Below are 26,127 nucleotides of genomic sequence, written 5' to 3'. Positions count from 1 at the left end.
CTCACGAGCAGCAAGGCCTCACCGGACAAGGCCTGACCGGCAACACGAAGAATGGCGTGGAAGGAACAGACTCATGCCCGTACTCAAGGCGAACTTCGGCGCGTGCCAGGGCTACGCGAACTGTGTGATCGCGGCCCCCGACACTTATGACCTGGACGACGACGGCGTGGTGGTCCTGCTCAAGGACAGCATTCCCGAGGACGATCTGGCCCGCGTCCAGGAGGCAGCCCGCAGCTGCCCCGTCTCGGCCCTGATGATCGAGGAAGCGTGAACGGCACCGTCGTGGTCGTGGGCGCCTCGGTCGCCGGCGTCCGCGCCGCCCAGGCACTGAGGGCCGAGGGCCACCAGGGCCCCATCGTCCTGGTGGACGCCGACTCCGAGGTCCCCTACGACAAGCCGCCGCTGTCCAAGCAGTTCCTCTCCGGGGAATGGGACGCCGACCGGCTCCGGCTCCTCACGCCCGAGGACGCACGGAACGCCGGTCTGGAACTGCGGCTGGGCGTCGCCGCCCGGCGCCTGGACCCGGCCGCCCGGCGAATCGAACTCGCCGACGGCAGCGAACTCGCCTATGACGTCTGCGTCCTGGCCACCGGCGCCGCGGCACGTCCCTCCCCGTGGGGGGCCACCTCCGGCGTGCATGTCGTCCGCACCCTCGACGACGCCGCGGCGCTCCGCAGCGACCTGCGGGCCGGCGGGCCGCTCGTCGTGGTCGGCGGAGGCTTCATCGGCGCCGAGACCGCCGCCACCGCACACCGGCTCGGCTGTCATGTCACCGTGGTCGATCCGCTGCCCAGCCCCATCGGGCGCGTCCTCGGCCCCGCCGCGGGACCGCTCTTCGCAGACCTGCACACCCGCCATGAGGTGGCCACCCGGTTCGGCCGCGGCGTCACCGCCGTCACCGGGACCGCCGGGAACCTGTCGGTGGTGCTCGACGACGGCGAGGTGCTGCCCGCCCGCACCGTCGTCGTCGGGATCGGCGCCGTTCCCAACGACGCCTGGCTCGCGGGCTCCGGGCTGCGCGTCGACAACGGTGTGCTGTGCGACGAGTACTGCCGCGCCCTCGGCGTCGAGAACGTGTACGCGGCGGGAGACCTGGCCCGGTGGTACTCCCCGGGACGCGGCCGGCACCTCCGCGTCGAGCACTGGACCAACGCCGTCGACCAGGCCGCCGTCGTCGCGCACAACATCGCCCACCCCGAGGACCTGCGTCCCCACGCACCCGTCGAGTACGTCTGGAGCGATCAGTACGACTGGAAGATCCAGATCGTCGGGTGCCCTGCCGACGCCGGCCATCACACCCTGGTCGGCAGCTTTGACGGGGCGTCGGCCAGGGGAGCCGCCCTGTACGCCGACGAGACGGGCCTGCTGACCGCCGCGATGACCGTCAACTGGCCCCGGGCCCTGGTCGATTGCCGCCGGCTGGTCGCCGGTGGCACGACGACACTGCACACCGCGGCCGCACGGCTTGACCGCCTCACCGCCCGCCCCGCGCAGACCTCCGGAGCCGCCACATGAACGACCGCGACCTGACCTCCGGGCGTGGACTGACCGCCGAGCGCCAACTCGTCTCCGACGCCTGCCGGATCCTCGCCGCACGCGGCCTGGCCGACGGCATCCTGGGCCACATCAGCCTCCGTGTCAGCGAGGACACGCTCCTCGTACGCTGCCGGGGCCCTTGGGAACGGGGACTCCTCCACACCACTCCCGACGACATCCACCTGGTCGACCTGGAAGGGAAGGCGGGCACCGCCGGTGAACTCGAGGGCGGATGGTCGACGCCCAACGAACTCCCGCTCCACACCGAGGTACTGCGAGCGCGACCCGACGTCACCGCCGTCGTCCACGCCCACCCCGCGGCTGTGGTGGCGGCAGACCTTGCCGGGCTGGCGATCCGGCCGATCATCGGCGCGTTCGACATCCCAGGAACCCGCCTGGCCGCCGGGGGTGTGCCGGTCCACCCCCGAGGCGTACTCATCCACAACCGCCGTCTGGCCGACGAGATGACCCGCTCCCTCGGCACCCGGCCGGCCGTGGTGCTCCGCGGCCACGGCCTGACCAGCACCGGTTCGTGCGTCGAGGAGGCGGTGCTGCGCGCCATCTCCATCGACACCATCGCCCGTCTGTCCTTGACCATCACCCAGGCCGGCGGCACCCTCCAGGACCTCCCGCCCGACGACCTGCGTGAGCTCCCGGACCTCGGGAACGGCTTCAACCACGACACGGCCTGGCGCCACGAACTGACCCGCGTTCACGCGTCTCAGCCTGGGGGCGTACCGGCCTGACCTGAGCGGGTCGTGCACCCACCGATCCGGAGGACAGACATCACCCTGACAAGCCGAAGCCAGTAACTCCCGCACCTGCGCTTGCCGGAAACCTCATCCATCGAGGTCAGGCGGAGTGGTGGTACTCGTGGAGGATGCCGCCCAGGCGATCGCGTCTTCGCATGTCGAGGCGATTGAGCTCCTCCGGATCGGCGACCGTAACGGGCAGGGGACGTAGCGGGCGGGCGTTCGCAATGCCCTGATGAGGCCGATGGGAGTTGTAGAACTGTTCGAACTCGCGCAAGGCGTGGAGCAGATGCCGCTGATTCCAGATCAACGTGCGGTCCAGCAGCTCGCGCCGGCAGGTCTGCACCCACCTCTCCATGACCGAGTTCATCCGTGGCATCCGGATCCCGCTGAGCACGACCTCGATCCCCGCATCTGCGAGGACGGTGTCGAACAGCTCGGGGAACTTGCCGTCCCGGTCCCGGTCCCGGATCAGGAACCGGGCCCGGCAGCCCACGTCCTCGAGGTCCATGACGAGATTCTTGGCGGCCTGCGCAACTCAGGCGGCGGACGGGTGCGCGGTCGCGCCCAGGATCCGGATCCGTCGGGTGCTGTGCTCGATCACCGCGAACACGTACATCCGCGCCCCGGACAGGGTGATCGTCTCGAAGAAATCGCACCCGAGCAGGGCCTCGGCCTGGGAGCGCAGGAAGTCTGCCCAGGTACTGGAGGAGCGTTCGGACGCCGGGTCGATCCCGGCCTCCTTGAGGATCTCCCATACGGTGGAGGCAGCCACCTTCACTCCCAGGACGAGCAGTTCGCCGTGGAGGCGCCGGTAGCCCCAGGAGGGGTTCTCCTTCGCCAGGCGCAGCACCAGGGCACGGACGGAGCGCACGGTGCGAGGCCGGCCTGGTCGCTTCGGGCGCGACGCGGCAGCGAGGCGGCGTGTGGCCAGGTCGCGGTGCCAGCGCAGCAGCGTGTCCGGCCGGACCAGCAGTCGCAGCCTGTGCAGCACATCCCGCGGCAGCCGGTGCAGCAGTGCCGCCAGAAACGCCCGGTCACTCGGGCTGAATCGCACCCCTTCCTTGCCGAGTTGGCGCTTCAGCACCGTGATCTGATGGCGCAGGGCGAGGATCTCGACGACCTTGTCCCGGTCGCTCTTCGGCAGCAGGCGCAGCATCGCGAACGCGTTCGGCACACCCAGATAGGCAAGTCGCAGCAGCACGGCGGACCATCATGCCGTGTTGATCACCAAGTTCACCAGCACGTGATCCCGCCCGACCGCGATCAACTCGTGCACCTCCTCCCACCAGGGCGGATGAGTTTTCGGCACGGGCATGCGGAGCAACGGCGCCCGCGTCAGTCGGGCGGGCCGCGGCCTGGACGCAACAGCGTCCGAATGCTTGCCCGGCCGATCGGCGGTGTTGCTGCCTCGCTCGGTTTCGGTTCAATCGTGGTGTGGAGGCGGCGGGGTGGACTGTTGTGTCGGGGCGGCCGTGTCCTGGTCGGCGGTGATGTTGTTCTGGCTGGCTGTCCAGGAGGCGAGGAGGGCCAGGCTGTCCAGCGAGGCCGACCCGGGGGAAGCGGTGTAGGTGATCATTGTCAGGCCGGGCTCGGCGGCCAGTTCCAGGAGGTCGTAGCGCAGGTCGAGGGCGCCGACGAGGGGGTGCTGGAAGCGTTTGGTGCCGCGGCCGTAGGCGCGTACGTCGTGGCGGGCCCAGCGCTGGCGGAAGGCGTCGCTGCGGGTGGACAGCTCGCTGACGAGGCCGGTGAGGGTGCGGTCGTGGGGGGATTCGCCGGCGGCGGTGCGCAGGTGCGCGGTGAGGTCGTCGGCGACCTGATCCCAGTCGCGCCAGAACCGTTGGGCGCGGGGGTCGAGGAAGGTGAAGCGGGCGAGGTTCGGCCGCTTGCCGCCGTCGGTGTACAGCTCGCTGTACAGGGCACGGGCGAGAGGGTTGGTGGCGATCACGTCGAGCGTGGCGCTGCGTACCAGGGCGGGGACGCCGACCAGGGCGTCCAGGACCGTCTGCAGTTGCGGCGCAATGGCTGTCGCCGGTGGGGTGCGGCGGGTGCGGGGTGCGGCGGAGGTCTGGCCGGCACGGGCGAGGTCGGTCAGGTGGGCCTCTTCGGTGGCGTCGAGCTGCAGGGCGCGGGCGATGGCGTGCAGGACGCTGTCGGAGGCGTTGGTGAGGGCGCCGCGCTCCAGGCGGATGTAGTAGTCGACGCTGAGTCCGGCCAGGGCAGCCACCTCTTCGCGGCGCAGCCCGGGGACGCGCCGTTTACGTCCGGCGACAGGCAGTCCCACCGACTGGGGGCTGATACGGGCCCGTCGGGAGGCCAGGAATTCCTGGATCTGGCTGCGATGGTCCATGTCTTCCACGGTAGGCCGGGGTGCAGTGGTTAAGGAGGACTTGCCAGTACCCCCTTCAATGCGTCCTGCCGCAGCTTCGGCGCTCTTGGTTGTCTTGAAGCATGACCAACAAGACCATGTCCGCTGACGCCGCGCAGGTGTCCGCGGAACCCGATTCCGCTTCAGCCGCACGCGGTATGAACCGCGGGCTGACCTTGCTGTTCGCGCTGGCGGGCGGCGCTGCGGTCGGCAATCTGTACTGGGCTCAGCCCCTGCTTGACACGATCGCCGGCGCGCTGCACATCAGCCCCGGCTCGGCCGGGCTGCTGGTCACCCTGACGCAGATCGGTTATGCCGTCGGTGCGTTCCTTGTCGTGCCGCTGGGTGACCGGCTGAACCGTCGCAGGCTGATTCCAGCGGTCATGCTGATGTCCGCCGTCGCTCTGGCCGGCAGCGCGGAGGCACCGTCTTTCGCCGTGCTGCTGGTCGCGCTTGCGCTGGTCGGCGTGACGACGGTGGCCGGGCAGTTGCTCGTTCCCCTGGCGGGCGATTTGGCGCGTGAAGACGAGCGTGGCCGTGTCGTCGGTACCGTCGCCTCCGGGATCCTCATCGGGATTCTTGTCTCCCGTACGGTCAGCGGTCTGGTGGCTGCTGCGTTCGGATGGCGGGCGGTCTATGTCTTCGCCGCCGTGCTCACCCTTGTCCTCGCCGTTGTCCTGGCGCGGGTCCTGCCCACAGTGCCGCCCCGGTCCTCGGCCGGCTACGCCAGGCTGCTGGCGTCGGTGCTGGCCGCAGTGCGCCGCCACCGGTCGGTGCAGGTCACCCTGGTGCTGAGCGCCATCGCTATGACCGTCTTCACCATGTTCTGGACGGCGCTGACCTTCCTGCTCAGCGCCGCGCCGTTCAACTACTCGGTGAGCCAGATCGGGCTGGTCGGTCTCGTCGGGCTGGCCGGCGCGCTGACCGCCCAGCGGGCCGGCCGTCTGCATGACCGCGGCTGGTCGGTGAAGGGCACCGGCGCGGGACTCCTGCTGGCCCTGGGCTCGGTCGTCCTCAGCGGCACAGCTGCGGGGTCGATCACCGTGGTGCTGGTCGCGGTGCTGCTGCTGGACATCGCGATCCAGGCGGTCAACGTCCTCAACCAATCCCGGTTGATGCATGTGGAGCCCCAGTCCCGCAGCCGGCTGAACACCGCCTTCGTCACCGGAAACTTCGTCGGCGGCACGATCGGCTCGGCCCTGGCCGCCACGCTGTGGCAGACCGGCGGATGGGCTGCGGTGATGACAGGTGCTGCTGTCCTGCTCGCGATCGCGCTGACCATCTGGGCAGTTGGCCGACGGACGCTGGCCGTCGTCTGACCCCCAAAGCCGAAGCCCTATCCCACGAGGAGCGCGTGCGCGCGGTGCCGAGCCATAGGAGAATCGGCCGCCAGGAAGACGGGGTTGCCCGGGACGCCAAAGCGCCCCGGGCAACGTGCGCGAGCGGGCCGCTACTGCCCCTCACCGGAAGTTCAGAAAGTGAGTACGACCCGGCCCTTGAGGCCGCCGGCTGCAAGCAGCCGGTGTGCCTCCACCGCCTGCTCGGCGGGGAAGATGTGTGCGACCCGGGGAGTCATCCGGCCCTCTTCGGCCAGCTGCCGCAGACGCTCCAGCTTGGCGTGTTCGCGGGCGTACTGAGGTACGAACGTGTACTGAGTGGCGATGCCGCGCTCGTCGGGCACCTGGGCGGCGCGGGCTGAGGCCTGAAGGGTGTCAAAATCTCCACACATGCTGTGAGCTGGGGTTTTCCTGCTGGGGAGTGATGGTTCATCAGGAGGCTCGGTGGTACTCGTTGAGGAGTCCGCCGAGGATCTTTCGGCGTCGGACGCGCCCTGCGGGGAAGGGGATGACGGTGGGGTCGTCGCCGGGAGCGCGAAGCTCCAGGCTTTGGTGGGCCCTTGCGGTGTTGTAGTGCGTCGCGTACTGGTCCAGCACGGTGCGCAGGTGGCGTTGACCGAAGATCAGTATCCGGTCGGTGCACTCGGCTCGGGCGGTGCGTATCCAGCGTTCCGCGAAGGCGTTCATCTTCGGTGCTTGTGGGGCGGCCTTGAGGACCTGGATGCCGTTGCCAGCGAACACCGCGTCGAAGGCCTGGGTGAACTTGGCGTCGCGGTCCCTGATCAGGAAGCGGAACGGGTGGGCGCGGTCCCCGAGTTGGAGGAGAAGGTTGCGGGCCTGCTGGGTGACCCAGTCGCCGGTGGGATGCGTGGTAACGCCGAGGACGTGGACGGTCCTGGTGCCGACCTCCATCACGAAGAAGACGTACAGGCGCTTCAGGGTGATCGCGCAGTCGACGTGGAAGAAGTCGGTCGCCAGCAGGGTGTCGGCCTGCGTGTGCAGGAACGCACGCCAGGTGTGCTCGGTCGCGCGGGTCGGCGCGGGTGGGATCTTGTTGCGGAGCAGCACTCGGCGGATGGTCGCGGCGGCGACGCGGTGGCCCAGGCGGCGCAGTTCTCCCTGGACCCGGACGTATCCCCAGGTCGGGTTGTCGTGGGCCAGACGGAGGATGAGTGCGGTGAGTTCCTCGGCCAGCGGCGGTCGGCCCGACTTGGCCGGTTGCTGTCGCCACTTGCGGCGTACCAGGCGGCGGTGCCAGGTCAGGAGCGTGCCGGGGGTGACCAGTCGATGGCGGCGGAGCAGGGCGGGCAGGCTTCGGGCCAGGGCGGACAGGATCGCGCGGTCGGCCCAGATGGCCGGGGTGCTGCTCGCCGGCCGTGGCGGCGCCCGGCTCCTGCACATCTTGAAGGTGCCGCTGTCGCGGACGAGCGTGCTGTTCCAGTTGATGCGCATGCGGCTGCCGTCGGTCGGGACACCGCGGGTGCTGGGCGTGGACGACTTCGCGCTGTACGCGGTTGTCTACGGCACGCTGCTCGTGGATGCCGACACGCGGCTGCCGATCGAGTTGTGGGCCGGGCGCGACGCCGAGCAGCTGGCCGCCTGGCTGCGCACGCACCCCGGCATCAAGGTGTGCCGGGACGGTTCGCTCACCTATCGGCAGGGCATCACCGACGGAGCCCCAGGCGCGATGCAGGTCAGCGACCGTTTTCATCTTTGGCAACGGCTGTCGAAGCGGGTCTCGGACGTCGCCGCCGCCCACCGCGGCTGCCTGTCCACCGCAGTACCCGAATCCGAATCGGCCGCACCACCGTCGCCAGAACTGTCCGAGGCCGCTGACACTCCTGCCCGCTGCCACGCCAAGCGGCTGTTCGAGGCCGTGCACGCGGTCTCCGACACTGGCCGCTCGCTAAGCGTGATAGCTCGCGAGCTGGGCCTGAACCGACGCACCGTGGGCAAGTACGCACGCGCTGTCTCTTGGCAGGAGTGCGTACGACGCACTCCGCCCCGCCGATCCACGAGCCTCGACCCGTATCTGGAGTATCTGCGTCAACGCTGGGAGGAAGGTGAGCACACCGCGACAGTGCTGCACCAGGAGATCGTCGCCAAGGGCTACGCGGCCACTACCAACGGGTCAAGACGGCCATCGCGCCGCTGCGTCGCGGTCTGCGGATCGACACACCGCGCGAGCGACGACCCTCGCCCTGCAGGGTCGCCCGGTGGATCACCACCACACCATCCCGGCGTGGCCTGCACGCCACCGAGGCACTCCGGCGGTTGCTTGAGCACTGCCCGGAGCTGGACCGAACCCACACCCTGGTACGGCAGTTCGCGGCCATGCTCGGTGCCCGCGACGCCGCTCCGCTGCCAGACTGGCTCGACCAACTCGCGGCCTCCCGCCTCCCGGCGTTGGCCAGCCTGGCCAACGCCATCCGCGAGGATCAACGCGCAGTCGTGCGGGGGATCACCACCCCGTTCAACTCCGGCGTCAACGAAGGCCGCATCACGGACCTGAAGCTCCACAAGAGGATTATGGCCGGCCGCGCCGGGGTTCCGCTCCTCCGGCACCGAGTCATCCTCATGGCCAGACTCCGGCGCCACTACCGTGACAGAGCGTCACCGGCGCATGGTGGCACACCCCCGCTTCACGAAAATCTTGCCAGGGCCAGCTTAGGCCGTACGCCGACACGAGTACCGACGTGCCGCCTAAACCGGCCGGATGTTTCATCGGCACCCGCAGCGTCAGCCCACCGTGAGTACCATCCGGAAGCGGGCCTTGCCGGCGAGCATCTTCTGGTAGGCCTCATCTGCACGGTCCAGTGGCACGGTCTCGGTTGTCGGTCGGATGCCGTGCAGGGCGCTGAACGCCATGGTGTCCTCGACGTCCTGCGAGGTGCCGGCAGGGTGGCCGCGGACGATGTAGCCGCTCATGAGCAGCTGGGCCGGGCTGATGCCAAGCGGCTCGGTGTCCGCGCCGATAACCACGAGCTCCCCGCGGGGGGCCAGGCCGTCCACGGTGGCCGTGATGGCTGCGGAGTTCCCGGCGGTGGCCAGGACGACCTTGGCGCCGCCGAGGGACTGCAGGGCTTCGGCGACCGGGGTGCCGGAGGTGCTGTCGACGTAGTGATGGGCGCCGAGTTGTTTGGCGAAGTCGGCCTTCTCGGCACCGCGTGCGATAGCCACGGTCTCGAAGCCCATCGCGATCGCGTACTGCACCCCAAGGTGTCCGAGGCCGCCGAGTCCGAGCACCGCGATGAGATCGCCGGGCCGGGCGGAGCTGCGCCGCAGCCCGTTGAAGACGGTCACGCCCGCGCAGGCCATCGGCCCCGCGTCGCTCGCCGACACCGCGTCGGGGATCCGGGCCAGCGCGTCGACGGGCGCGATCACCTTCTCGGCGAATCCTCCGTCGTATGCCCATCCGGGGACCTTCAGATTCCGGCAGACGATGAAGTCGCCCTCCCGGCAGGATTTGCAGTGGCCACAGCTGCCGCCGAACCAGCCGACCGCGACCCGGTCACCGACCTTCCATCCACGGTCCTGAGCGCCTTCGCCCAGTTCCTCGATGCGCCCGGCGATCTCATGCCCGGGTACCTCGGGGAACGACACCCCTGGTAGTCCAGCGCTCACGAAAAGTGCGTCGGAGTGGCAGACACCGCATGCCTCCACGGCGATCCTGACCTGGCCGGAACCTGGCTGTGCCACCTCTCGCTCGGCGAGTTCGAACGTGCCGTTGGGTTCGTTCACCTGCGCGACTCGGTAGGTACTCATCGTCAGCGCTCCTCGGGGAAGTTGTCTCCGTACATCGGTAGGCCGCTCAGGGATTGTTTTCGGGAGGCTTCCTCCTCGATCACATCCCAGTGCTCCGCCAGGATGCCGTCCTCCATGCGGAGGAAGTCTGCGGCCATCCACGGGGCGGGCTGCCCGTGCCCCGAGAAGCGCCCGCGCACCATGACCGTATCCCCTTCCGCCATGATCAGCTCGCATTCGTGCTTCAGCTCCGCGGGGAGGCTCTTGACCAGATTGAAGAGACCCTCCCGGCCGGGCTCGATGTGAGCGCTGCGCTGGATGTAGTCGGGGGACCAGAACCGCTCGGCAGTGGCGTAGTCCCGCTTGTTGAACAGAGCGTCGAAAGCGTCACGGACGATGGCCTTGTTCCTGTCTTCGACGGTGCTCATGAGGTAATCACCTTCTGTCTGCCGCTTGCAGAAATGGGCGCAAGCACCCTGAAAGACCGGCCGGTCAAGCCGCGCACCACCGACCGGATGTCGCCTGAGCTTGGGATTTGCTCCGATCAGTCGGGTATTCAGTCCCTGCCGAGGAGCTTCCTCGCGGTCCGTACGATCTCCTGGTTGGTGTAGGCATGCGCGCCGATGCCCCAGCCGCAAGGAACGCTCACGGTCAGTGATACCCAGGTGCGCTCTGCGAGGGAAGCGTCTCCGGCGGCCTTGGCGATGAGCGCGGAGATGTCTTTCACCAGTCTGAGTTGCTGCTCGCGATTGTGCACGCCCGCGTTGGTGGTCACGTGGACGCGCACGCTGTTGCTGCCTGTGGGTGCCCGATACTCGGCCGCCCTATGCGACCTGCGTGTATTCGTGGATCACTCCGCCGAGTCGATCATGGCGGATGACCTTGCTCCCGGGGTGCACAGGGTCGGGTAGCGGTCGCAGCGGTGCTGCTTGACCGAGAGACCGGTGCGGCCGGTGGGTGTTGAAGTGTGCCTCGTACTCGGTGAGGACGTGCCGCAGGTGCCGTTCGTTGACGATCAAGGTTCGGTCGAGGAGTTCGCGGCGGCATCCACCGATCCACCGCTCGACGAATGCGTTCGCCCGCGGGGCTTGGACCGGGCTGAGCAACACTTGGATGCCATGGGAAGCGAAGACGGCGTCGAAGGCGTCGGTGAACTTCGCATCCCTGTCCCGGATCAGGAACCTTGCTTGTCTGACCCGGTCTTCCAGAGCCATGAGGAGGTCGCGGGCCTGCTGGGTCGCCCAGCCTCCGGTCGGGTTGGTGGTGACGCCGAGGAGGTGGACCCGCCGGGTGGAGATCTCCATGACCACCATGCAGTACAGGCGCCGCAGCAGCACGGTATCGACGTGGAAGAGGTCCACCGCCAGAATTCCCACTGCCTGACTGCGCAGGAACTCCGCCCAGGTCGGGCCTGAGCGGCGAGGTGTCGGGTCGACCCCGGCCTTCTTCAGGATCGCCCATACCGTGGAGGCGCCGACCGGGCGGCCCAGGCCCGCCAGTTCGCCCGCGATTCTGCGGTAGCCCCAGGTCGAGTTCTCCGTGGCCATCCTCAAGACAAGCTCCCGCACGCTCGGCTGGGTCGCCGGCCGCCCCGGCCTCCGTTGCTTGTAGGTCCAGCGCCGCTTGACCAGGTCGGCATGCCACCGCAGCAGGGTGCCTGGTGTGACGAACAAATGCGGTCGAAGCGTCTTGGGCAGCAGCCGAGTCAGACCCGCGATCACTGCTCGGTCCGCCCACGAGGGTCTCGGCCGGGCGACCTGGCGCCTCAAGACGGCGAGTTGGTGCCGCAACACGAGAATCTCAGCGTTTTTCGAAGTCTCCGATCGTGTCAGCAACGCAATCCATCCCAGGACCTTCAGGAAGATCAGATACAGCAGTCGCAGAGCCATACGTCAGGATCTCGCCCCGCCTGGCCCCGACCGCAAGTCCCAGGCCAACAGCGGTAGCCGAGTTTCGGGCACCCACAAGCTCCGAACTCAGACCTGTGACGGCGGACTTGAGACCGTAGAGAGACGAGATCACCCGGGGCCGGCTCGGGGCTCGCGGAGCACGCTCAGTCGATGAGGGCGGACTGACCTTTCGGCTCCTGTCCTTCGCGTCGCAGTCTCGAAGGTGACGTGTCGAACCACCGACGTACCGCACGAGTAAGGCTGGACTGTTCCTGCATCCCCAGGCTGGCCGCGATCTGCGAGAAGGGCAGGTCGGTCGTCGTGATCAAGTCCAGGGCCTGACTCCTGCGTACACGATCGACGACGCCGGAGAAGGTCGTGCCCTCCTTGGACAGGGACCGCTGCAGTGAACGCGGGTGGAGACTCAGCAGGCGCGCGACTTTCGACAGGTCCGGACCGCTGGATCCGAGCTGCTCGCTGAGAATCGCCGCGACCAGGTCCGACATCGGCACGTGCTGGTGGCCGAAGTGCGTTTCGAGATGGTCCATCGCGATGTCGTGAAGCAGCTCATCGCCGCCGCTGACCGGTGTCGAGAGCAGTTGGCTCGGGACGCGCAGGACCGCGCTCGGACAGTCGAATCTGACCTCGGCCCCGAAGTACTTCCGGTAGGAGCTTTCCTGTGCCAGGCGAGCGTGTGGAAGCAGGACCGAACGAAGTCCGTAGGGTGCGTCGCCGTGGATCAGCGTCAGGACTCGGTGGACGATCCCGATGCCGTAGTCGATCGCCTGTGGTGATGCGTTGATGCCCGCGGTTGTGTAGCGAAGGCCGACCACACCGGGACTTCCCAGCGGATCGTCGGTTTCCTCGAGTGAGAGGGCCGGGCTGTAGACGAACAGGTACCGGCTCGCGCACTCGACGGCCTCGCCGATCGTGCGTGAGTTCTCCATGGCGATCGCCAGCGGTCCCAGCACATGCAGATCCTGCTGCGCCGCCATCCTCAACCCGAGGTCCGGAAGCGCGAATCGGCCGGCTGTCTCCTCGAGAACGCGCTCCACCAGTCGGAGACTGACGAACGAGTTGCCCTCGGCGATCCTCGCCTCGTCGCAGCCATATGCCGCGAGGAGTTCGGGGCCCGAGTCGCCGATCTCGGTGACGAGCGCGGACAGCCCCTGCAGGGCAGAGCACCGGACAGGAAGATCGGTGTCACGCAAGGACAAATCCTTGTCGCCTCAGGGCAAGTACCGGAATGTTTCGACGAAGCAAACTACGAGTCACGACCGAGAGGACAGCTTCTACCGAGCTGGAGCCGAAGTGACTGTCGCCCCATCCATGCTAAGCCCCGCTGGCCTACTGACACCCGAAGAGTTGGACGTCCGCTGGAGGCTCGCCGTCCGCGACCGCCTTGCCTCCATGGACCTGCAGCCCACAGGGCCGGTCAAGCGCTTCGGATCTGTTGAGGAGCTGGACCTCGGAGACCTTCTCATCACCGACTGGGTGTGCCCGCAGGTCGAAGGGACCCGAGGCAGAAACGCAGTGCGTCAGGACGATGACGCGCTGCTGCTCCTCGCCGCCAAGGCCGGCCAACAGATCATCGAGACTTCTGACGAGACCGTCATCCTGCGACCAGGAACGGTTCTCATCATGAGCACCCGCACCACCGGGCGGTTCGTCATCCCGGATCACCTGGCCAAACGAACGGTCCGGGTGCCCATGAGCGCCCTGTCCCCGTTCGACGCGGGGGGCGGCGCACCCGGTTGCCTGCTCCTGGACACGGCTCAGAACCCTTTGGCCAACCTCCTCCGCGGCTTCCTCATGAGCATGGACCGTCATATCGGACGGATGTCCGCGGCGGAGGTCGAGGGAGCGCGCAACGCCCTCCTCGTCCTCATCGCCGGCATGATCCGTGCGAGTCGGCCCCACATCGGCGACGACGAGTTCCTGCAGTTGTTCCGACGGCGGCTGGAGGACTGGATCATCGACCATCTCGCCGGTGGACCGATCAGAGTCGCCGACCTCGCTGCCGCCCACAGCGTTTCTCCGAGGACGGTCCACCGGGCCTTCGCGTCGACTGGGGACACCGTCGGGGCGGTCATCCGCATGCACCGCCTGGCAGCGGCCAGAGGCGACCTGGTGAACACGAACCTCTGCATTGCCGCGATCGCGCACCGGTGGGGCTTCTGCGATGCCAGCCACTTCGGACGGGAGTTCCGTCGAGAGTTCTCGCTGTCGCCCGGCGACTACCGGGAAGCCCACGGATGCGCCTGACCGACTCCTCGTAGGCCGTGGCACACCCGTACCACCCCGCGGCGCGATCCTTCTATGAGCCCTCACAGGCATTCGTGGATTCTGGGCCCGACACCACTACTCGCGAGTGTCGGATCACTCCGAGTGAACCTCCACACGACCGACGGACCATCGCAAGCGAATCGGAAGATCACATGAATCGAGAAGACATCGAGTTCAAGGGCGAGGGTGGCGTCACCCTCCGGGGCTGGTTCTATCCGGCCAGGAACACCAGCACGCCGGCACCGGTCGTGGTCCTGGCGCACGGGCTGTCATGCGTCAAGGAGATGCACCTCGACGACTATGCCGTGGTCTTCTCCGAAGCCGACCTCAACGTGCTCGCCTACGATCACCGGAACTTCGGCGACAGTGAGGGAACTCCCCGCCAGGAGGTCGACCCGGTCCTGCAGTACCGGGATTTCCGGAACGCGATCACCTACGCCACCACCCGCCCCGAGGTGGACGCGTCGAAGATCGGCATCTGGGGCTCCAGCTTCTCCGGTGGACACGTCCTCATGGTCGCGGCGATCGACAAGAGGGTGAAGGCCGTCGTCTCCCAGGTGCCGTTCATCACGGGTCCGCGCACCCTGAGCCGGGCGATCCGGCCGGACTTCATCCCAGTCTTCCGTGCGATCCAGGAGGGCGACCGACTCAACCGGTTCACCGGCGGAGAGCCCGCTATGGTCCCGGTCGTCGCGGCCGACCCTACGGCGCAGGCCGTGATGCCCGCGGCCGACGCCTACGAGTGGTTCAGCAAGACGTCGGCGGACCGGGCGCCCAACTGGAAGAACGAGCTGACGGCTCGAAGCATGGAAATGGTGACCGAGTACGCCCCGGGTACCTTCATCAGCCGCATCGCGCCGACCCCGCTCCTGATGATCGTGGCTGACAACGACAGGGTGGCACCGTTCGAGTTGGCCCTCGACGCGTACGAGGAGGCCCGGGAGCCGAAGCAGATCATCGTCAAGCAGGGCGGCCACTTCGACTTCTACAGCGGCCCCGGCTTCGACGAGCTCTCCGCAGCCGCACGGGACCACTTCGTCAAGCACCTCCGGGGCTGAGCCCCCCTCCTGAGCCGCATCGACGAGCCGCACCTTCCGTCACCGATCCATCCATCAAGGAGCCGCAATGCCGTACTGGGAGATCTTCACCCCCGAGAACAGCTTCACCCCGGAGGACAAGGAACAACTGTCCGAGAGGATCACCTCGCTCTACACGGACTACGCCTTTGAGCTGCCGAAGTTCTATGTCGTCGTCCTGTTCAAGGAAATGCCAGCGAACACCATGTACGTCGGTGGCAAGGCGAACAACAACTTCATACGGATCCGCACGGACCACATCGCCCGGCAGATGGACGACCCCGAGATGCGGTTCATGTGCATGGAGATCATCGAGGAGAAGCTGGCGCCTTTGGTCAAGGAGCGCGGCTACGACTGGGAGGTCCACATCGACGAGACCCCCATGGACCTCTGGCGCGTCCAGGGCCTCGTTCCGCCTCCGCCGGACTCCGACATCGAGAAGCTCTGGGCCAGGGAGAACCGGCCCGTCCCCTACGAGCAGCTGGCCGGCTGATCCCCTGACCGAGGTCCCGAGGCACCGTGGGGGTCCTGTCCACCGTGCGGGCCCCGGGACCTCATCCATCTCCGGAGGATCCGTCTGAGGAGCGCATGATGACCACAGCGCGTACCACCCGCGGCGAGGGCACCCGCTACCGCATCGACCGGCCGACCTTCGCGGACATCATGCGCGATCTGCGGATCCCGGGGGGCGACCTAGGAGCCGGGGACAGGATTCCCCACATCGACCTGCCGACAACTGACGCAGGCCGCTTCAGCAGCGAAAGTATCGCCGCGGACGGCTGTCCTGTCCTGCTCGTCTTCGGTTCGCTGACCTGCCCGGTAACCGAGAGCGCGGGGCGGGGGCTGCTCGACCTGCACCGCACGTACGGTGACGCGATCCGATTCGTGGTGGTGAACGTTCGTGAGGCACACCCTGGCGCCGACACTCCGCAGCCACGCATGATCGACGAGAAGATGCGTAACGCGCGCGCTCTCAAGAGCCACCACGGCTTCGGCTTCGAGGTCGCCGTCGACGGCATCGACGGCACGGTGCACCGCGCGTTCGGCACGCGCCCCAGCTCGGCGTACATCATCGACCCCTCAGGCACCATCGTGTTCCGGGCACATTGGTCGAACAGACTGGAGCCGCTCGAGGAGGCGCTGCGTGCCGTCGTCGCGGGCCGAGCACCCTCGCCTACGAATGTGGGGCAGACGACACGCGCACTGACGCGGATGACGGCGTATGCGGATACCGCGCTCGCCGCTGCCGGTCGCGGGGCCCTGCGCGATTTCTGGCGAGCCGCACCACCGGTCGCAGCGATGATCACGCTGTCCAGACTTTTCCGCTCCCTGCCGAGCGAACGGCGCGTCGCGCCGACCGTCGCGATCACTCTGGCACTCTGCGCTGCCGCAGTCTCTTCGGGGTTGCTTGTCCTGCAGTGAGCCGTATCAACCGCTCCAGCGGCCACGGTGGTGCTTCAGAGCAACGTGGCGCTCGCATACCAGCGCTCGGCGCACTCGTTCTATGAGTCACCGAGCGTGCGTTCATAACGTGACTTAGCCCGCTGACGTGCGCAATGCCGCGTCGGCCGACAACACCGCAACCGGAGGTACCTCGTGACCACTGACACCCACTCCTCGCCGGCCGCACCCATCCGCGCCACGGCCTTCGTCGGTCGCTGGCCGAATATCCCGGCCGAGGAGTTCCCCGGCGTACCGACCGGCACCTTCTCGCCCACCACGGCCACGCTCGTGAGCGGCGCCACCGAGGTGGTCCTGATCGACGCGCTCTACCTCAAGGACGACGTCCGCGACCTCGGTGACCTGATCGAGCGCACCGGCAAGAACCTCACGACGATCTACATCACCCACGATCACGCTGATCACTACCTGGGCTTCGGACCGCTCCTGGAGCGGTTCCCGGAGGCGAAGGCCGTGGCGCTGCCCCACGTGGTCGAGTCCATGAAGCAGAACATGCAGCCTCAGATCGAGCAGTGGCGCATGCTGTTCGGCGACACCTGCATCATGGCGGGGCCGCTTCCGGAGCCGCTCGAAGGCGACACGCTGTACGTCGACGGATCTCCCCTGCACATCATCGAGGTGAAGCAGGCCGACATCCATCCCACGAGCATCGTGCACATCCCCGAGATCGACGTCGTCGTGGCCGGTGACTCCATCTACAACGAGATCCACCCGATGCTCGGCCTGTCGACGCCCGATGAGTGGCAGGACTGGCTCGAGACCGTCGACACCGTGGAGAGCCTCCGCCCGCGCATGATCGTGTCCGGACACCGCAGGCCCGACGGCGACGACTACGCGGTCGAGACCATGATCGCCCAGACCCGCGCCTACATCCAGGACTTCGCGGCTGCCTCCGAGGTCGCGAAGGACGCCGAAGAGCTGGTGGCCACCATGGTGGAGAAGTACCCGCACCACGGCAACGTCTGGACGCTCCAGTTCTCCGCCGGCGAGGCGATCGCGAAGCGCGATGCTGCTGAGTGACCGAGCCTGTCACCCGAAGCCCGCACTGTTGCCTTCGCGTTGAAACGCGCCACACCACGATAGGTGACCTCACCATGAATTTCGCCTCTCTGCCCGACCGTCGCGCCGCATCCACTCCGGATGGGCCCGTGGTTGCCGACGGACGTCAGTCGCTCACCAATGCCCAGTTCCTGACCCGTGTCCGGGCTGCTGCTCGTCACCTTCAGGACCTTGGGATCGGTACTGGCGATGTCGTGGCGCTCAAGCTGAGGAACCGCGTCGAGTTCGTGCTTCTGCTGTTCGCGGCCTGGCGGCTCGGGGCGACCGTCACCCCGGTCAATCCGAGCCTGACCGAGGGTGAGGTCGCACGGCAGCTCGACGACTCGGGCGCACGCGTGCTGGTCGTCGAGGACGGCACGACCGCCGCAGGCGTCGCCACGCTGGCCGTCGACGACCTGTACGGAGAGGGGGAGGGGTCATGTCCGACGCCGCAGCTGGACTCGACCGCGCCGGCACTCTTGATCTACACCAGCGGAACGACGGGCGTACCGAAGGGCGTGATGCTCGACCACTCCAACATCGACGCGATGGCGGCGATGGGGTGCCAGGCGATCGAGGCCGGGCCGACCGACCGCTGCTTGCTGATCCTGCCGCTCTTCCACGTCAACGCCATCGTGATCAGCGTGCTCATGCCGCTGGTCGCAGGCGGCAGTGTCTTCATCACCGACCGGTTCGACCCCAAGACCTTCTTCGATCTCGTCGAGCGGGAGCGACCCACCTACTTCAGTGCCGTGCCCACGATCTACAACGTGCTCGAGGCGCTGCCGGCCGACGTTCGACCCGACACGTCCTCGCTGCGTTACGGCACGTGCGGCGCAGCACCCGCCTCCGCCGAGTTGCCGATCCGATTCGAGGCTCGGTACGGGTTCCCCATCATCGAGGGTTACGGGCTGTCCGAAGGAACCTGCTTCTCCACCGTCAACCCCGTCGCGGGTCCGCGCCGCGCAGGCACCGTGGGGGTTGCCGTCCCGGGGCAGGAGCTCCGGATCGTCGACGAGCAGGGCAACGAGCTGGCGACCGGCATGGATGGTGAGGTCATCGTGCGTGGCCCCAACGTCATGCGTGGTTATCTCGGTCGGCCGGAAGACACGGCGAAGACGATCGTGGACGGCTGGCTGTACACAGGCGACGTAGGCCACCTGGACGCGGACGGCTACCTGACCCTGGTCGGGCGATCGAAAGACATGATCATCCGTGGTGGCGAGAACATCTACCCCAAGGAGATCGAGGACGTCCTCACGGCTGACCTGTCTGTCCTCGAGGCCGCCGTCATCGGTGTGCCTGACGACAAGTGGGGAGAGGTGGTAGTCGCCTACGTCCAGCCGCGGCCTGGTATGACTGTCCACCCCGCGGCTCTGGAAGCGCTGACTGCGCAACACCTCAGCGGCTACAAGCGGCCGACGTCGTTCCTCGTGGTCGACGCCATCCCCAAGAACGCTGTCGGCAAGATCGACAAGCCCTCGTTGCGGGCCGCTCACGCCGCAGCCCTGCCATCCCATTGACCACCAGCAGATGCTCGGTCATCGAGGGCTCGCCATCTTCGAAGGTCGGGTGGCCCGCGGGGCGAGATTCTCTCCCGCCACCGGATCGTCTTCGAAGGTGCCGGCCGGAGGGGCCGGCGTGACGCTTCAGGGGCATGATGGTGAGGATGGACGACCGCGAGGCAAGGGGCGAACATCTGGCGAACGGTTCTATGTCCCGCGCCGCGTCCGACCGCCGCAACTCACCACGGCCTGCGCGACCGACGACCCCTGTGGGGCTCGAAAAGTCATCGCTGCAGTTCAAGCGGCATGTCGGTACTCGTTGATTGCTCCGCTGAGGATCCGGGTGCGCAAGAGCCTGCGGGGCTCGAAACCATCCAGGACTGCTGGCTGTTCCTGGGCCTCGGGCGGTCGTTGATCGCGGGGTCGGTGCGGCCGATGTCTGTTGTAGTGGTCCTGGTACTCGGCGAGGACCTGCCGGGCGTGGGCCTCGTTCAGGAGCAGAACGTGGTCGAGTGCCTCGCGGCGGATCGTGCCGATCACGCGCTCGCAGTGGGCGTTCATGCGCGGTGCCTGGGGTGCGCTGAGCAGCACGTCCATGCCTTCGGCTTCGAAGACGGTGTCGAAGGAGCCGGTGTACTTGCTGTCGCGGTCGCGGAGCACGAAGCGCAGCGACTCGACGCGGCTGCCCAGGTCATCGGCGAGATTGCGCGCCTGCTGGGTCGCCCACTGTGCGGTGGGGTGGGCGGTGACGCCGGTGATGTGGAGTCTGCGGGTGCCGTGTTCGAGGAACGCCAGCGCGTACAGCCGGCTGCCGGTGATCGTGTCGACGTGGAAGAAGTCCGCCGCGATGATCCCCTCGGCCTGCGCGGTGAGGAACTCGCGCCAGCTCGGGCCGGTGCGGCGCGGGGCGGGGTCGATGCCGGCCTTGTGCAGGATCTCCCAGACCGTGGACGGCGCGATCGGGTGCTCCAGTCGGGCCAGTTCGCCCTGGATCCGCCGGTGGCCCCACCGCGGATTCTCCTGCGCCAGGCGCAGCACCAGCTTCTTGAGCGCGGCCGCCGTGGGTGGACGCCCGGTGCGTCGGCGTCGGTCGGAGTAGTCCCACTCCTTGGCGATCAGCCTGCGGTGCCAGGCCAGTAGCGTCCCCGGCGTGACCGCGAAGACGCTGCTCCAGCAGCGGCGCGGTATCAGCGACGACAGCGCGGCCAGCCAGAACCGGTCCGCGGGCTCGTAGCGGACCGGACCGTTGAGTTGTCGTCGCAACACCGAGTTTTCGTGCTGCAGCACCAGCAGTTCGGCGTCCTTGGCCGTGTCCCGGCGCAGCAGGACCGCGGGTATGGACAGCAGCGCCCGGGTGGCCCGGTACAGCATCGAGATGATCACACGCGCAGCATCCCAGCCACCGCGGAGGGCCTGGCACGTAGGCTCCCACCTGCAGCGATGACTTTTACGAGCCCCACACGTTGTGCGTCTCGTGACGTGCGCGAACAGCTGCCTTCTGCCCCCTCGGCGCTGCCGACGGCGCGTTACGTTCGCCACTGGGGGTCAAGGGGTCGCAGGTTCAAATCCTGTCGTCCCGACTTGTGTTGTCGCAGGTCGGAGGCCGTTCTCTCGTGATCGAGAGGGCGGCCTTTCGTGTGTTCCGGGGCGTGGTGGTCGCAGTGTGGTCGCACGCCTTGGGTGCGGCTGGTTCACGGCGGTGCTGAAGGCGGGCGGGGCAGGCTTGCCTAGCCGGCGGAAGGCTTCGCGGAGGCTGCGGATGTGGTCGCGTGGTGGTCGTGGCCGGGTCGGCCGGTGGGTTCGAAGGCTGGTGGTCTCGGCCTGGGTGAGGGTGCGGTCGATGGTGTCGACTGCTTCGCGTGCGGCTTGCTGGGTGAGGTGGCTGTAGAGGTTCGCGGTAGTCGACAGGGTGGAGTGCCGCAGGGTCTTGGAGACCACAGTGAGCGGTACGCCCGCGGTGATGCTGATGGTGGCGGCCAGGTGCCGCAGGTCGTGAACGGTGATCCTGGGGATGCTGGCTTCGTCGGAGAGGTGGTGGAAACGGTCGAGCACGAGTTGTGGTCCGAGCGGGCGGCCGTCGGGCCGACAGAAGACCAATCCGGCGAAAGGATCGGCAGCATCGCTGTGGGTGCGAGGAACCGTTCGTGCCCGATGCCGCAGCGCTGCGGCGACGCGGGGTGAGATGGCGACCCAGTTGCGGCTGGATCGGGTCTTGGGGGTGGTGAGGGCGAGGCGGTTGTTGTCGATGGCGGAGAGTGCGCAGCGCACGTAGAGGACGCCCTCGGAGAGGTGGACGTCGTCCCAGTGCAGGCCGAGGGCTTCGCCCTTGCGCATGCCGGTGCCGATGAGGACCTCGAACAGGTCGGCCATGGCGGGGTCGGCCCGGTGGCAGTAGGAGAGGAAGCGGGCCGCCTCCTCTGGTGTCCAGATCCGCCGCTCCGGTGAGGGCGGGCGGCGCACGACCGGGGGACTGGCCGGATTGTGGGGGAGGCGGTGCTGGCGGACGGCGTCGCCGAGGGCGCTGGAGAGGGTGGCCAGGCACCTGGAGAGGGTGATCTTGCCGCGGCCGGCGGCGAGTTGGCTGGTGGCGAAGGCGGCGATGTGCCGGTGTCCGAGCTGGTCGAGCTTGAGGGTGCCGAAGCCGGGGATGTGGTCGTTGCGCACGTAGTCCCGGTAGCGGGCCATCGTGGTCGGCTTGAGCACCAGTGCTTTCTCGGTGAGCCAGGCGTTGAGGTAGTCGGTGACGGTCTGGTTGGGGTCGGCGTCGAACCCGCCCGCCTCGCCCTCGAGGAATCGGTGCAGTGCTTGCTCGGCGTCGCCTTGGCTGGCGAATCCGCCCCGGCGTACGGTCGCCCGGCGGTGATCCGGGGTGGGGACATCGACGGCGAAGGTCCAGGTCCCGTGATCGCTGTCCGTGACTAGATGTGGGCAGTGTGCGCCGAGCTGGTGACGGTGAATGTCTCGGCAGCCGCAGCGGCGGTAGACACGACCGCGGCTGGCGGGGGTGGTTGTACGCATGGTGATCGCCTCCAGCGTGCGGCAGGGTACGCCGACACTTCCAGCCTCCGTCCACTGCGACCACCAAGCGACCACCACGTTCTCGGCAGGCACTCTGACCTGGTCATATCCCTTGAGGCGGCGACAAGGGAGCAACCGTTCCAGCACTGCCTAACTGAGGTGGCGAAGCAGGCTCGGCATCGCGCGGATGCACAACCTCACCTTCGCCGGAAAGGCCAGCCGCCTGCGTTGTAGCGACAAGAGCTGAAGGCGGCACCCAGAGGGATCAGGCGGCCGAACTCATCAGGCAGTCCCTCATCGGGCCGGATGCGCCGCCAAGGAACTGCTCCGGGAGCGCGCTGACTCGTGGAGCATCCGGCAGATAACGGCGTGCTCGGGCGCCGACAGCGCCAACTCTCCGACCAGAACGCCCCCTTGCCGCATCTACCTGCCCATTGCACCCTTTGAAGTGGGCACTGCGCGATCCGTGACCGGGGAGGGGCGGATGACAGAACAACTCGGCGACCACTTACGCCGAACACGGCCGGCTTGGGAACTGCTTGAGGACAAGATCCTCATACACACCCGCGGTAAGCACCAAGAGGCCATCAGCCTCCCCGCACTCAAAAATCACGACGGAATCGTACTCTGCGGCGCCGACGCTGCAGCCGCCGCCAAAGGTTTCAAGTACACCGCTGACGGCAAGCCACTGCTCATCGACCAACAGGCCTAGGTCGTCGCCGCCTTCGCCCAGACCGCTGCCGCGGGACTTGACGGGTCCGAATCCTGTGGATCGGGGCAAGTACGGCTCGAAGATCCACTTGATCACTGAACGCACGGGGCTTCCGCTTTCCGTCGGCATCTCGGGTGCCAACCTGCATGACAGCCAAGCGCTTGAACCTCTGGTCCGCGGGATCCCGCCGATCAGGTTCCGGCGCGGGCCGCGCCGACGGCGGCCCGCCAAACTCCACGCCGACAAGGCCTATGACAACCGCCACCTCGGCGATGGCTCCGCTTACGCCGCATCACACCGCGTATCGCCCGCAAGGGAGTTGAGACGTCGCAGAAACTTGGCCGCCACCGCTGGACCATCGAGCGCACCATGGCCGGGCTCGCCGGCTGTCGCCGTCTCCATCGCATCGCCGCTACGAGCGGCAGGCAATCCACTTCCTGGCCTTCGCCAGCATCGCCTGCACTCTCATGTGCTACCGCAGACTCACCAAATGAGATGATCTCTAATCATCGGCCCGGCCGTCGGGATGTGCCCGTCAGGCCGTTGCCCGGGCGCCGCTTCGACGGAGGATAGGGGAAGAGAGAGCGGGTCTGCGTGGTGAAGTGTAGGCCTTTGATAACTCCGGCAGCAGGGAGCGCTTCTTCCGATGACCGCACAGCCCGTACGCCCTGAGCACAGTGATCCCGAAACCGACTCGGTCATGGATGTCCCGCCGTTCAAGCCTTCTCTCGTCAAAGCGGTGTTCAGGGATGTGACACCGATGCACGTCTCTCGGTCGGCCGCGTGGGCCGCCGCGTCGGTGACGCGGACAGTACTGACGGAGATCATCGACGGCGCGCGGAGAACGGCGGCGGAGGAAGCCCGGAAGAAGCTGTTTCCCGGGGACCTTGTCTCGGCCATCGACCGGAACGTCGAGCTCGAGGTGGGGGCCAAATGGTACGACCACAGCCCGACGTTCAAAGGCCTGACCGGTGTCCTGTACGACGCCGAGGGTGTCATCGTGCCTTCTCGTAAGCGCAGCAGGTCGCGGAAACCGAGTGCTGTGGTCGGCGCCCACAGGTTCGAAGCCGGGGTCAAGAAGCTGCTGCGGAGCCAGGGGGCGACGGCCGTCCCGGCGATGGTCCGCGACCTGAACGGAATCGCGAGCGTGTTCCTGACGGACCTGGCCCAGGAAGCGGCCATGGTCGTCCGCGAGGGCGGGGCCAAACGTTTCGGTACGGTCACCCTGGTGACGTCGGGCGAACCGGCCCCACCCCCGTTCCTCAAGGATTCCCTCCGGGCCCTGTCCGCCCGCAGAGGGCACGGGCGGACCATCGGCAGGGATGACATCCTGGCCGCCACCACGAATCAGTTGTTCGGCGGCAACCTCAGGCAGCGAGCCCTCACCGAGGCACGCGAGGCGACACAGAACACTTCGGCCGGCTGAGCGGGTTCGACCAGCATCGCCGCCTGCACCCTCATCTGCTACAGCAGACTCGCCAAATGAGATGGCCTCTAAAGCTTGTTGTTTAACCCTGTTGCTGCTTCAAGCGGACGTGTTCGGTGAGGGTTCCGACTCGTTTCACGGTCTTCCCGGGCTCGTAGCGGGGGGCTGGTCTGCGGTTTTGTGATCCTGGCGGGCGTCCGGGGCCTGGCCGGGAGGGTTTCGGCACGCGTGCGGGACGGGCCGCCTTCTCGCGGAGGTGCCGGAACCCACGGCGGACGCGAGCGGGGGTGAGTCGGCGCGGTTCGGCGGGTCGTTCCCAGGGGCGGCGGAGGTCCTCGGCGAGTGGTCGGGCCAAGCGGAGCTGGGTGTGGGCGGCGATGATCAGCCAGGTCCACAGGTCGGCGGTGTGGGGGTCCCGGACCTTTGGGACGGTCCATCCCAGGGTCTGCTTGAACAGCCGGAAGGTGTGTTCCAGGTCGAAGCGTCGCAGGAACGCCTGCCAGCGCAGATTCGGCCTCCTTGCCGGTCATGCCGGTGCGCGAGGACTACAGCCAGACCGGCTTGGGGGCGCGGTCGCCGGGCAGGTGATCGACCTTGAGTCGTATCAACGTGCCGTGGATCAGCGGGAGTTCGCCGCAGTGGTCGAGCCAGGAGCCGCGTGCCTGCAGGCGGGGGTGCATCCGGTCCCAGGCCAGGGCTTCGGCGTTGCCGTAGCGGGTGGTGACGGTGTTGGTGCCCTGGTCGGGGGTGTGCCAAGTTTCGGGCTTGGCGAAGGTGAGGACACCGCCGTGTTTGCGGGGCTGCCCACCACGCGGGGTGGAGCGGCGCGGTCCTGCGTCGCGGAGCATGACCCGGTCCGAGCGCAGTCGGCCGACCAGCTCGACGGGCAGGTCGGATAGGACGTGGGCGAGGCGGGTGACGTCGTAGCCGGTGTCCATGACGATGAGAATGTCTGGGTCGCCGGGCGTCCATTGGCCGGCCTGCCGGAGCCGGGTGACGACGTCGCGCAGCTGCGCGGCGGTCACCGCGGTGGCGTCGTCGGCCGGACCCAGCCGGACGGCGTCCAGGACGGCAGTCCACGACGTCCGTCCTGTTTCCAGGGCGGCGACGAAGGAGTAGGGCCAGCCGGGGATCATCTGGTCGGCGCTGCGGCCGCGGCCATAGACGTGGCAGAACAGCAGTTCCGGGCTGGTCGGGGCGTCGGGCCGCAGCCAGTTGCTGACGTCGACCGCGAGGACGATCCGCCCGTCGGCGGCACGAGGCAAGGGCGTGGAGGCAAGCAGCCGGCGTAGGCGGCGTGGTTCCAGCCAGCCGTGGTTCACCGCGTCGTATATCGCCCCGTGCCCGCGCCGGTGCTCGGCCGTCAGGGTGAGCTCGGCCAGCGACGTCACCGGACCATCAGCGCACAGCACCGCGTCGGTGAGCTCGAAGAGCGCATCCGCCCGGGTGTACAGCAGTCGTAGAACTCGACACGAAAGTGGGACAGCATGCTCAGCGCGGCGTCTACGAGACATGCAGGAGCGGGACTCTTCACCAGCGGCCGTTCCTTCACGCGACGTTGCTCGACACTTCGAAGCGTGAAGAACGGCCGTCCTGCTGTCTCAGGAAGGAACCAAGATCAGCGGGTCAGGTGAACCGGCGAGGTTAAACAACAAGCTAAGAGCTCTATCGCGATCACGGTTCGGCCTTCTTGAGTTGTCGCCAGTAGATGAGGCTGCAGGCACAGCCGGTCGTCCACCGACTTCGGCCCCGGCGACCGCTCCGGCCAGGGAGGCAGCAGCCGTTTGATCAGCGCCCACAAGTCGTCGTCCACGATCCACGGCCGAGTACTCACACCTCTTGAATGGCCGAATCATCACACCGGTCACGCCCGACCAGCCCCAACACCCAAGATCCTTTTACGAGCTCTAACGGAGCGATCTCTTCGTCCCGAAGCAATGCGAGCGACCGGGCGACCTGCGACTAAACCGCCCGCGACC

General features: G+C 67.7%; 22 protein-coding genes and 5 pseudogenes. 15 read left to right on the top strand and 12 right to left on the bottom strand.

Annotation, left to right across the window (positions count from 1 at the left end):
• Positions 1-73: 73 nt before the first annotated feature.
• From OHA58_RS02835 to OHA58_RS02825, 3 genes are read left to right on the top strand one after another with little or no spacing between them, the layout of a single operon-like run.
• The gene (locus tag OHA58_RS02835; RefSeq protein ID WP_405476023.1) at positions 74-271 is read left to right on the top strand and encodes a ferredoxin; all 198 of its coding nucleotides are present in this window, start codon (positions 74-76) and stop codon (positions 269-271) included.
• Positions 268-1,515, top strand: a complete 1,248-nt coding sequence (locus tag OHA58_RS02830; RefSeq protein WP_405476020.1) for an NAD(P)/FAD-dependent oxidoreductase — start codon at positions 268-270, stop codon at positions 1,513-1,515. Before OHA58_RS02835 ends, OHA58_RS02830 begins: the two co-directional genes overlap by 4 nt.
• On the top strand, positions 1,512-2,282 hold the full coding sequence (locus OHA58_RS02825; RefSeq protein WP_405476017.1) for a class II aldolase/adducin family protein: 771 nt from the start codon (positions 1,512-1,514) through the stop codon (positions 2,280-2,282). Before OHA58_RS02830 ends, OHA58_RS02825 begins: the two co-directional genes overlap by 4 nt.
• 106 nt (positions 2,283-2,388) lie before the next feature.
• Here OHA58_RS02825 and OHA58_RS02820 read toward each other — a convergent pair.
• Positions 2,389-3,492: pseudogene (locus OHA58_RS02820) on the bottom strand (integrase core domain-containing protein).
• A gap of 222 nt (positions 3,493-3,714) precedes the next feature.
• On the bottom strand, positions 3,715-4,638 hold the full coding sequence (locus OHA58_RS02815; RefSeq protein ID WP_405476014.1) for a helix-turn-helix domain-containing protein: 924 nt from the start codon (positions 4,636-4,638) through the stop codon (positions 3,715-3,717).
• 101 nt (positions 4,639-4,739) lie between these two features.
• Between OHA58_RS02815 and OHA58_RS02810 the strand changes: the two genes are divergently transcribed.
• Positions 4,740-5,975, top strand: coding sequence for an MFS transporter (locus OHA58_RS02810; RefSeq protein WP_405476011.1), 1,236 nt, complete (start codon positions 4,740-4,742; stop codon positions 5,973-5,975).
• Positions 5,976-6,127: 152 nt separating this feature from the next.
• Here OHA58_RS02810 and OHA58_RS02805 read toward each other — a convergent pair whose 3' ends face one another.
• A complete protein-coding gene (locus OHA58_RS02805; RefSeq protein ID WP_405476009.1) occupies positions 6,128-6,385 on the bottom strand; it encodes a zinc-binding dehydrogenase in 258 nt (85 codons plus the stop codon).
• A gap of 40 nt (positions 6,386-6,425) precedes the next feature.
• Entirely contained in the window at positions 6,426-7,445 is a 1,020-nt protein-coding gene (locus OHA58_RS02800; RefSeq protein ID WP_405476006.1) for an integrase core domain-containing protein, read from the bottom strand.
• Here OHA58_RS02800 and OHA58_RS02795 point away from each other — a divergent pair.
• A pseudogene (locus tag OHA58_RS02795) lies at positions 7,345-7,686 on the top strand (ISL3 family transposase); the annotation flags it as partial. The gene OHA58_RS02800 and the pseudogene OHA58_RS02795 sit on opposite strands and share 101 nt — an antisense overlap.
• Positions 7,687-8,135: 449 nt before the next feature.
• Positions 8,136-8,471, top strand: a pseudogene (locus OHA58_RS02790) (ISL3 family transposase); the annotation flags it as partial.
• 261 nt (positions 8,472-8,732) lie between these two features.
• Here the strand turns inward: OHA58_RS02790 and OHA58_RS02785 are convergent.
• The 5 genes from OHA58_RS02785 to OHA58_RS02765 all read right to left on the bottom strand — a co-directional run bounded on the left by OHA58_RS02785 (position 8,733) and on the right by OHA58_RS02765 (position 12,837).
• Complete coding sequence (locus OHA58_RS02785; protein WP_405476003.1) at positions 8,733-9,758, bottom strand: alcohol dehydrogenase; 1,026 nt, start codon at positions 9,756-9,758, stop codon at positions 8,733-8,735.
• A 2-nt stretch (positions 9,759-9,760) separates the two neighbouring features.
• The gene (locus tag OHA58_RS02780) at positions 9,761-10,165 is read right to left on the bottom strand and encodes an ester cyclase (protein ID WP_405476000.1); all 405 of its coding nucleotides are present in this window, start codon (positions 10,163-10,165) and stop codon (positions 9,761-9,763) included.
• Positions 10,166-10,293: 128 nt separating this feature from the next.
• Complete coding sequence (locus OHA58_RS02775; protein WP_266932554.1) at positions 10,294-10,512, bottom strand: hypothetical protein; 219 nt, start codon at positions 10,510-10,512, stop codon at positions 10,294-10,296.
• A 49-nt stretch (positions 10,513-10,561) separates the two neighbouring features.
• On the bottom strand, positions 10,562-11,284 hold the full coding sequence (locus OHA58_RS02770) for an integrase core domain-containing protein (protein WP_405475996.1): 723 nt from the start codon (positions 11,282-11,284) through the stop codon (positions 10,562-10,564).
• A 506-nt stretch (positions 11,285-11,790) separates the two neighbouring features.
• Positions 11,791-12,837, bottom strand: coding sequence for an AraC family transcriptional regulator (locus OHA58_RS02765; protein WP_405475994.1), 1,047 nt, complete (start codon positions 12,835-12,837; stop codon positions 11,791-11,793).
• Between OHA58_RS02765 and OHA58_RS02760 the strand changes: the two genes are divergently transcribed.
• From OHA58_RS02760 to OHA58_RS02735, 6 genes are all read left to right on the top strand, one after another.
• Complete coding sequence (locus OHA58_RS02760; protein WP_405475991.1) at positions 12,827-13,891, top strand: AraC family transcriptional regulator; 1,065 nt, start codon at positions 12,827-12,829, stop codon at positions 13,889-13,891. The genes OHA58_RS02765 and OHA58_RS02760 overlap by 11 nt on opposite strands.
• 173 nt (positions 13,892-14,064) lie before the next feature.
• A complete protein-coding gene (locus tag OHA58_RS02755) occupies positions 14,065-14,970 on the top strand; it encodes an alpha/beta hydrolase (protein WP_405475989.1) in 906 nt (301 codons plus the stop codon).
• A 67-nt stretch (positions 14,971-15,037) separates the two neighbouring features.
• Positions 15,038-15,481, top strand: a complete 444-nt coding sequence (locus OHA58_RS02750; RefSeq protein ID WP_405475987.1) for a tautomerase family protein — start codon at positions 15,038-15,040, stop codon at positions 15,479-15,481.
• Positions 15,482-15,579: 98 nt separating this feature from the next.
• Positions 15,580-16,410 (top strand): hypothetical protein, encoded by an 831-nt coding sequence (locus OHA58_RS02745; protein WP_405475984.1) that lies wholly within the window; start codon positions 15,580-15,582, stop codon positions 16,408-16,410.
• Between the two features lie 174 nt (positions 16,411-16,584).
• A complete protein-coding gene (locus tag OHA58_RS02740) occupies positions 16,585-17,469 on the top strand; it encodes an MBL fold metallo-hydrolase (protein ID WP_405475981.1) in 885 nt (294 codons plus the stop codon).
• Between the two features lie 74 nt (positions 17,470-17,543).
• Complete coding sequence (locus OHA58_RS02735; protein WP_405475979.1) at positions 17,544-19,010, top strand: class I adenylate-forming enzyme family protein; 1,467 nt, start codon at positions 17,544-17,546, stop codon at positions 19,008-19,010.
• A gap of 279 nt (positions 19,011-19,289) precedes the next feature.
• On the opposite strand, the gene OHA58_RS02730 is transcribed toward OHA58_RS02735, so the two are convergent.
• Both OHA58_RS02730 and OHA58_RS02725 read right to left on the bottom strand, forming a co-directional pair.
• Positions 19,290-20,375, bottom strand: a complete 1,086-nt coding sequence (locus OHA58_RS02730) for an integrase core domain-containing protein (RefSeq protein ID WP_405475977.1) — start codon at positions 20,373-20,375, stop codon at positions 19,290-19,292.
• 162 nt (positions 20,376-20,537) lie between these two features.
• The gene (locus OHA58_RS02725; protein WP_405475974.1) at positions 20,538-22,010 is read right to left on the bottom strand and encodes a tyrosine-type recombinase/integrase; all 1,473 of its coding nucleotides are present in this window, start codon (positions 22,008-22,010) and stop codon (positions 20,538-20,540) included.
• Positions 22,011-22,494: 484 nt separating this feature from the next.
• Between OHA58_RS02725 and OHA58_RS02720 the strand changes: the two genes are divergently transcribed.
• The 3 genes and pseudogenes from OHA58_RS02720 to OHA58_RS02710 all read left to right on the top strand — a co-directional run bounded on the left by OHA58_RS02720 (position 22,495) and on the right by OHA58_RS02710 (position 24,148).
• Entirely contained in the window at positions 22,495-22,722 is a 228-nt protein-coding gene (locus OHA58_RS02720; protein WP_405485419.1) for a hypothetical protein, read from the top strand.
• Between the two features lie 13 nt (positions 22,723-22,735).
• Positions 22,736-23,216, top strand: a pseudogene (locus OHA58_RS02715) (IS5 family transposase); the annotation flags it as partial.
• 152 nt (positions 23,217-23,368) lie between these two features.
• Entirely contained in the window at positions 23,369-24,148 is a 780-nt protein-coding gene (locus OHA58_RS02710) for a hypothetical protein (protein WP_405475971.1), read from the top strand.
• A gap of 82 nt (positions 24,149-24,230) precedes the next feature.
• Here the strand turns inward: OHA58_RS02710 and OHA58_RS02705 are convergent.
• A pseudogene (locus OHA58_RS02705) lies at positions 24,231-25,637 on the bottom strand (NF041680 family putative transposase).
• Positions 25,638-26,127 lie beyond the last annotated feature (490 nt).

The sequence above is a fragment of the Streptomyces sp. NBC_00009 genome (assembly GCF_045040855.1).
In the GTDB taxonomy this organism is placed as follows: domain Bacteria; phylum Actinomycetota; class Actinomycetes; order Streptomycetales; family Streptomycetaceae; genus Streptomyces; species Streptomyces aureus.
Note: the sequence above shows the minus strand (reverse complement) of the source record. Positions and strands in the feature narration are given on the sequence as shown.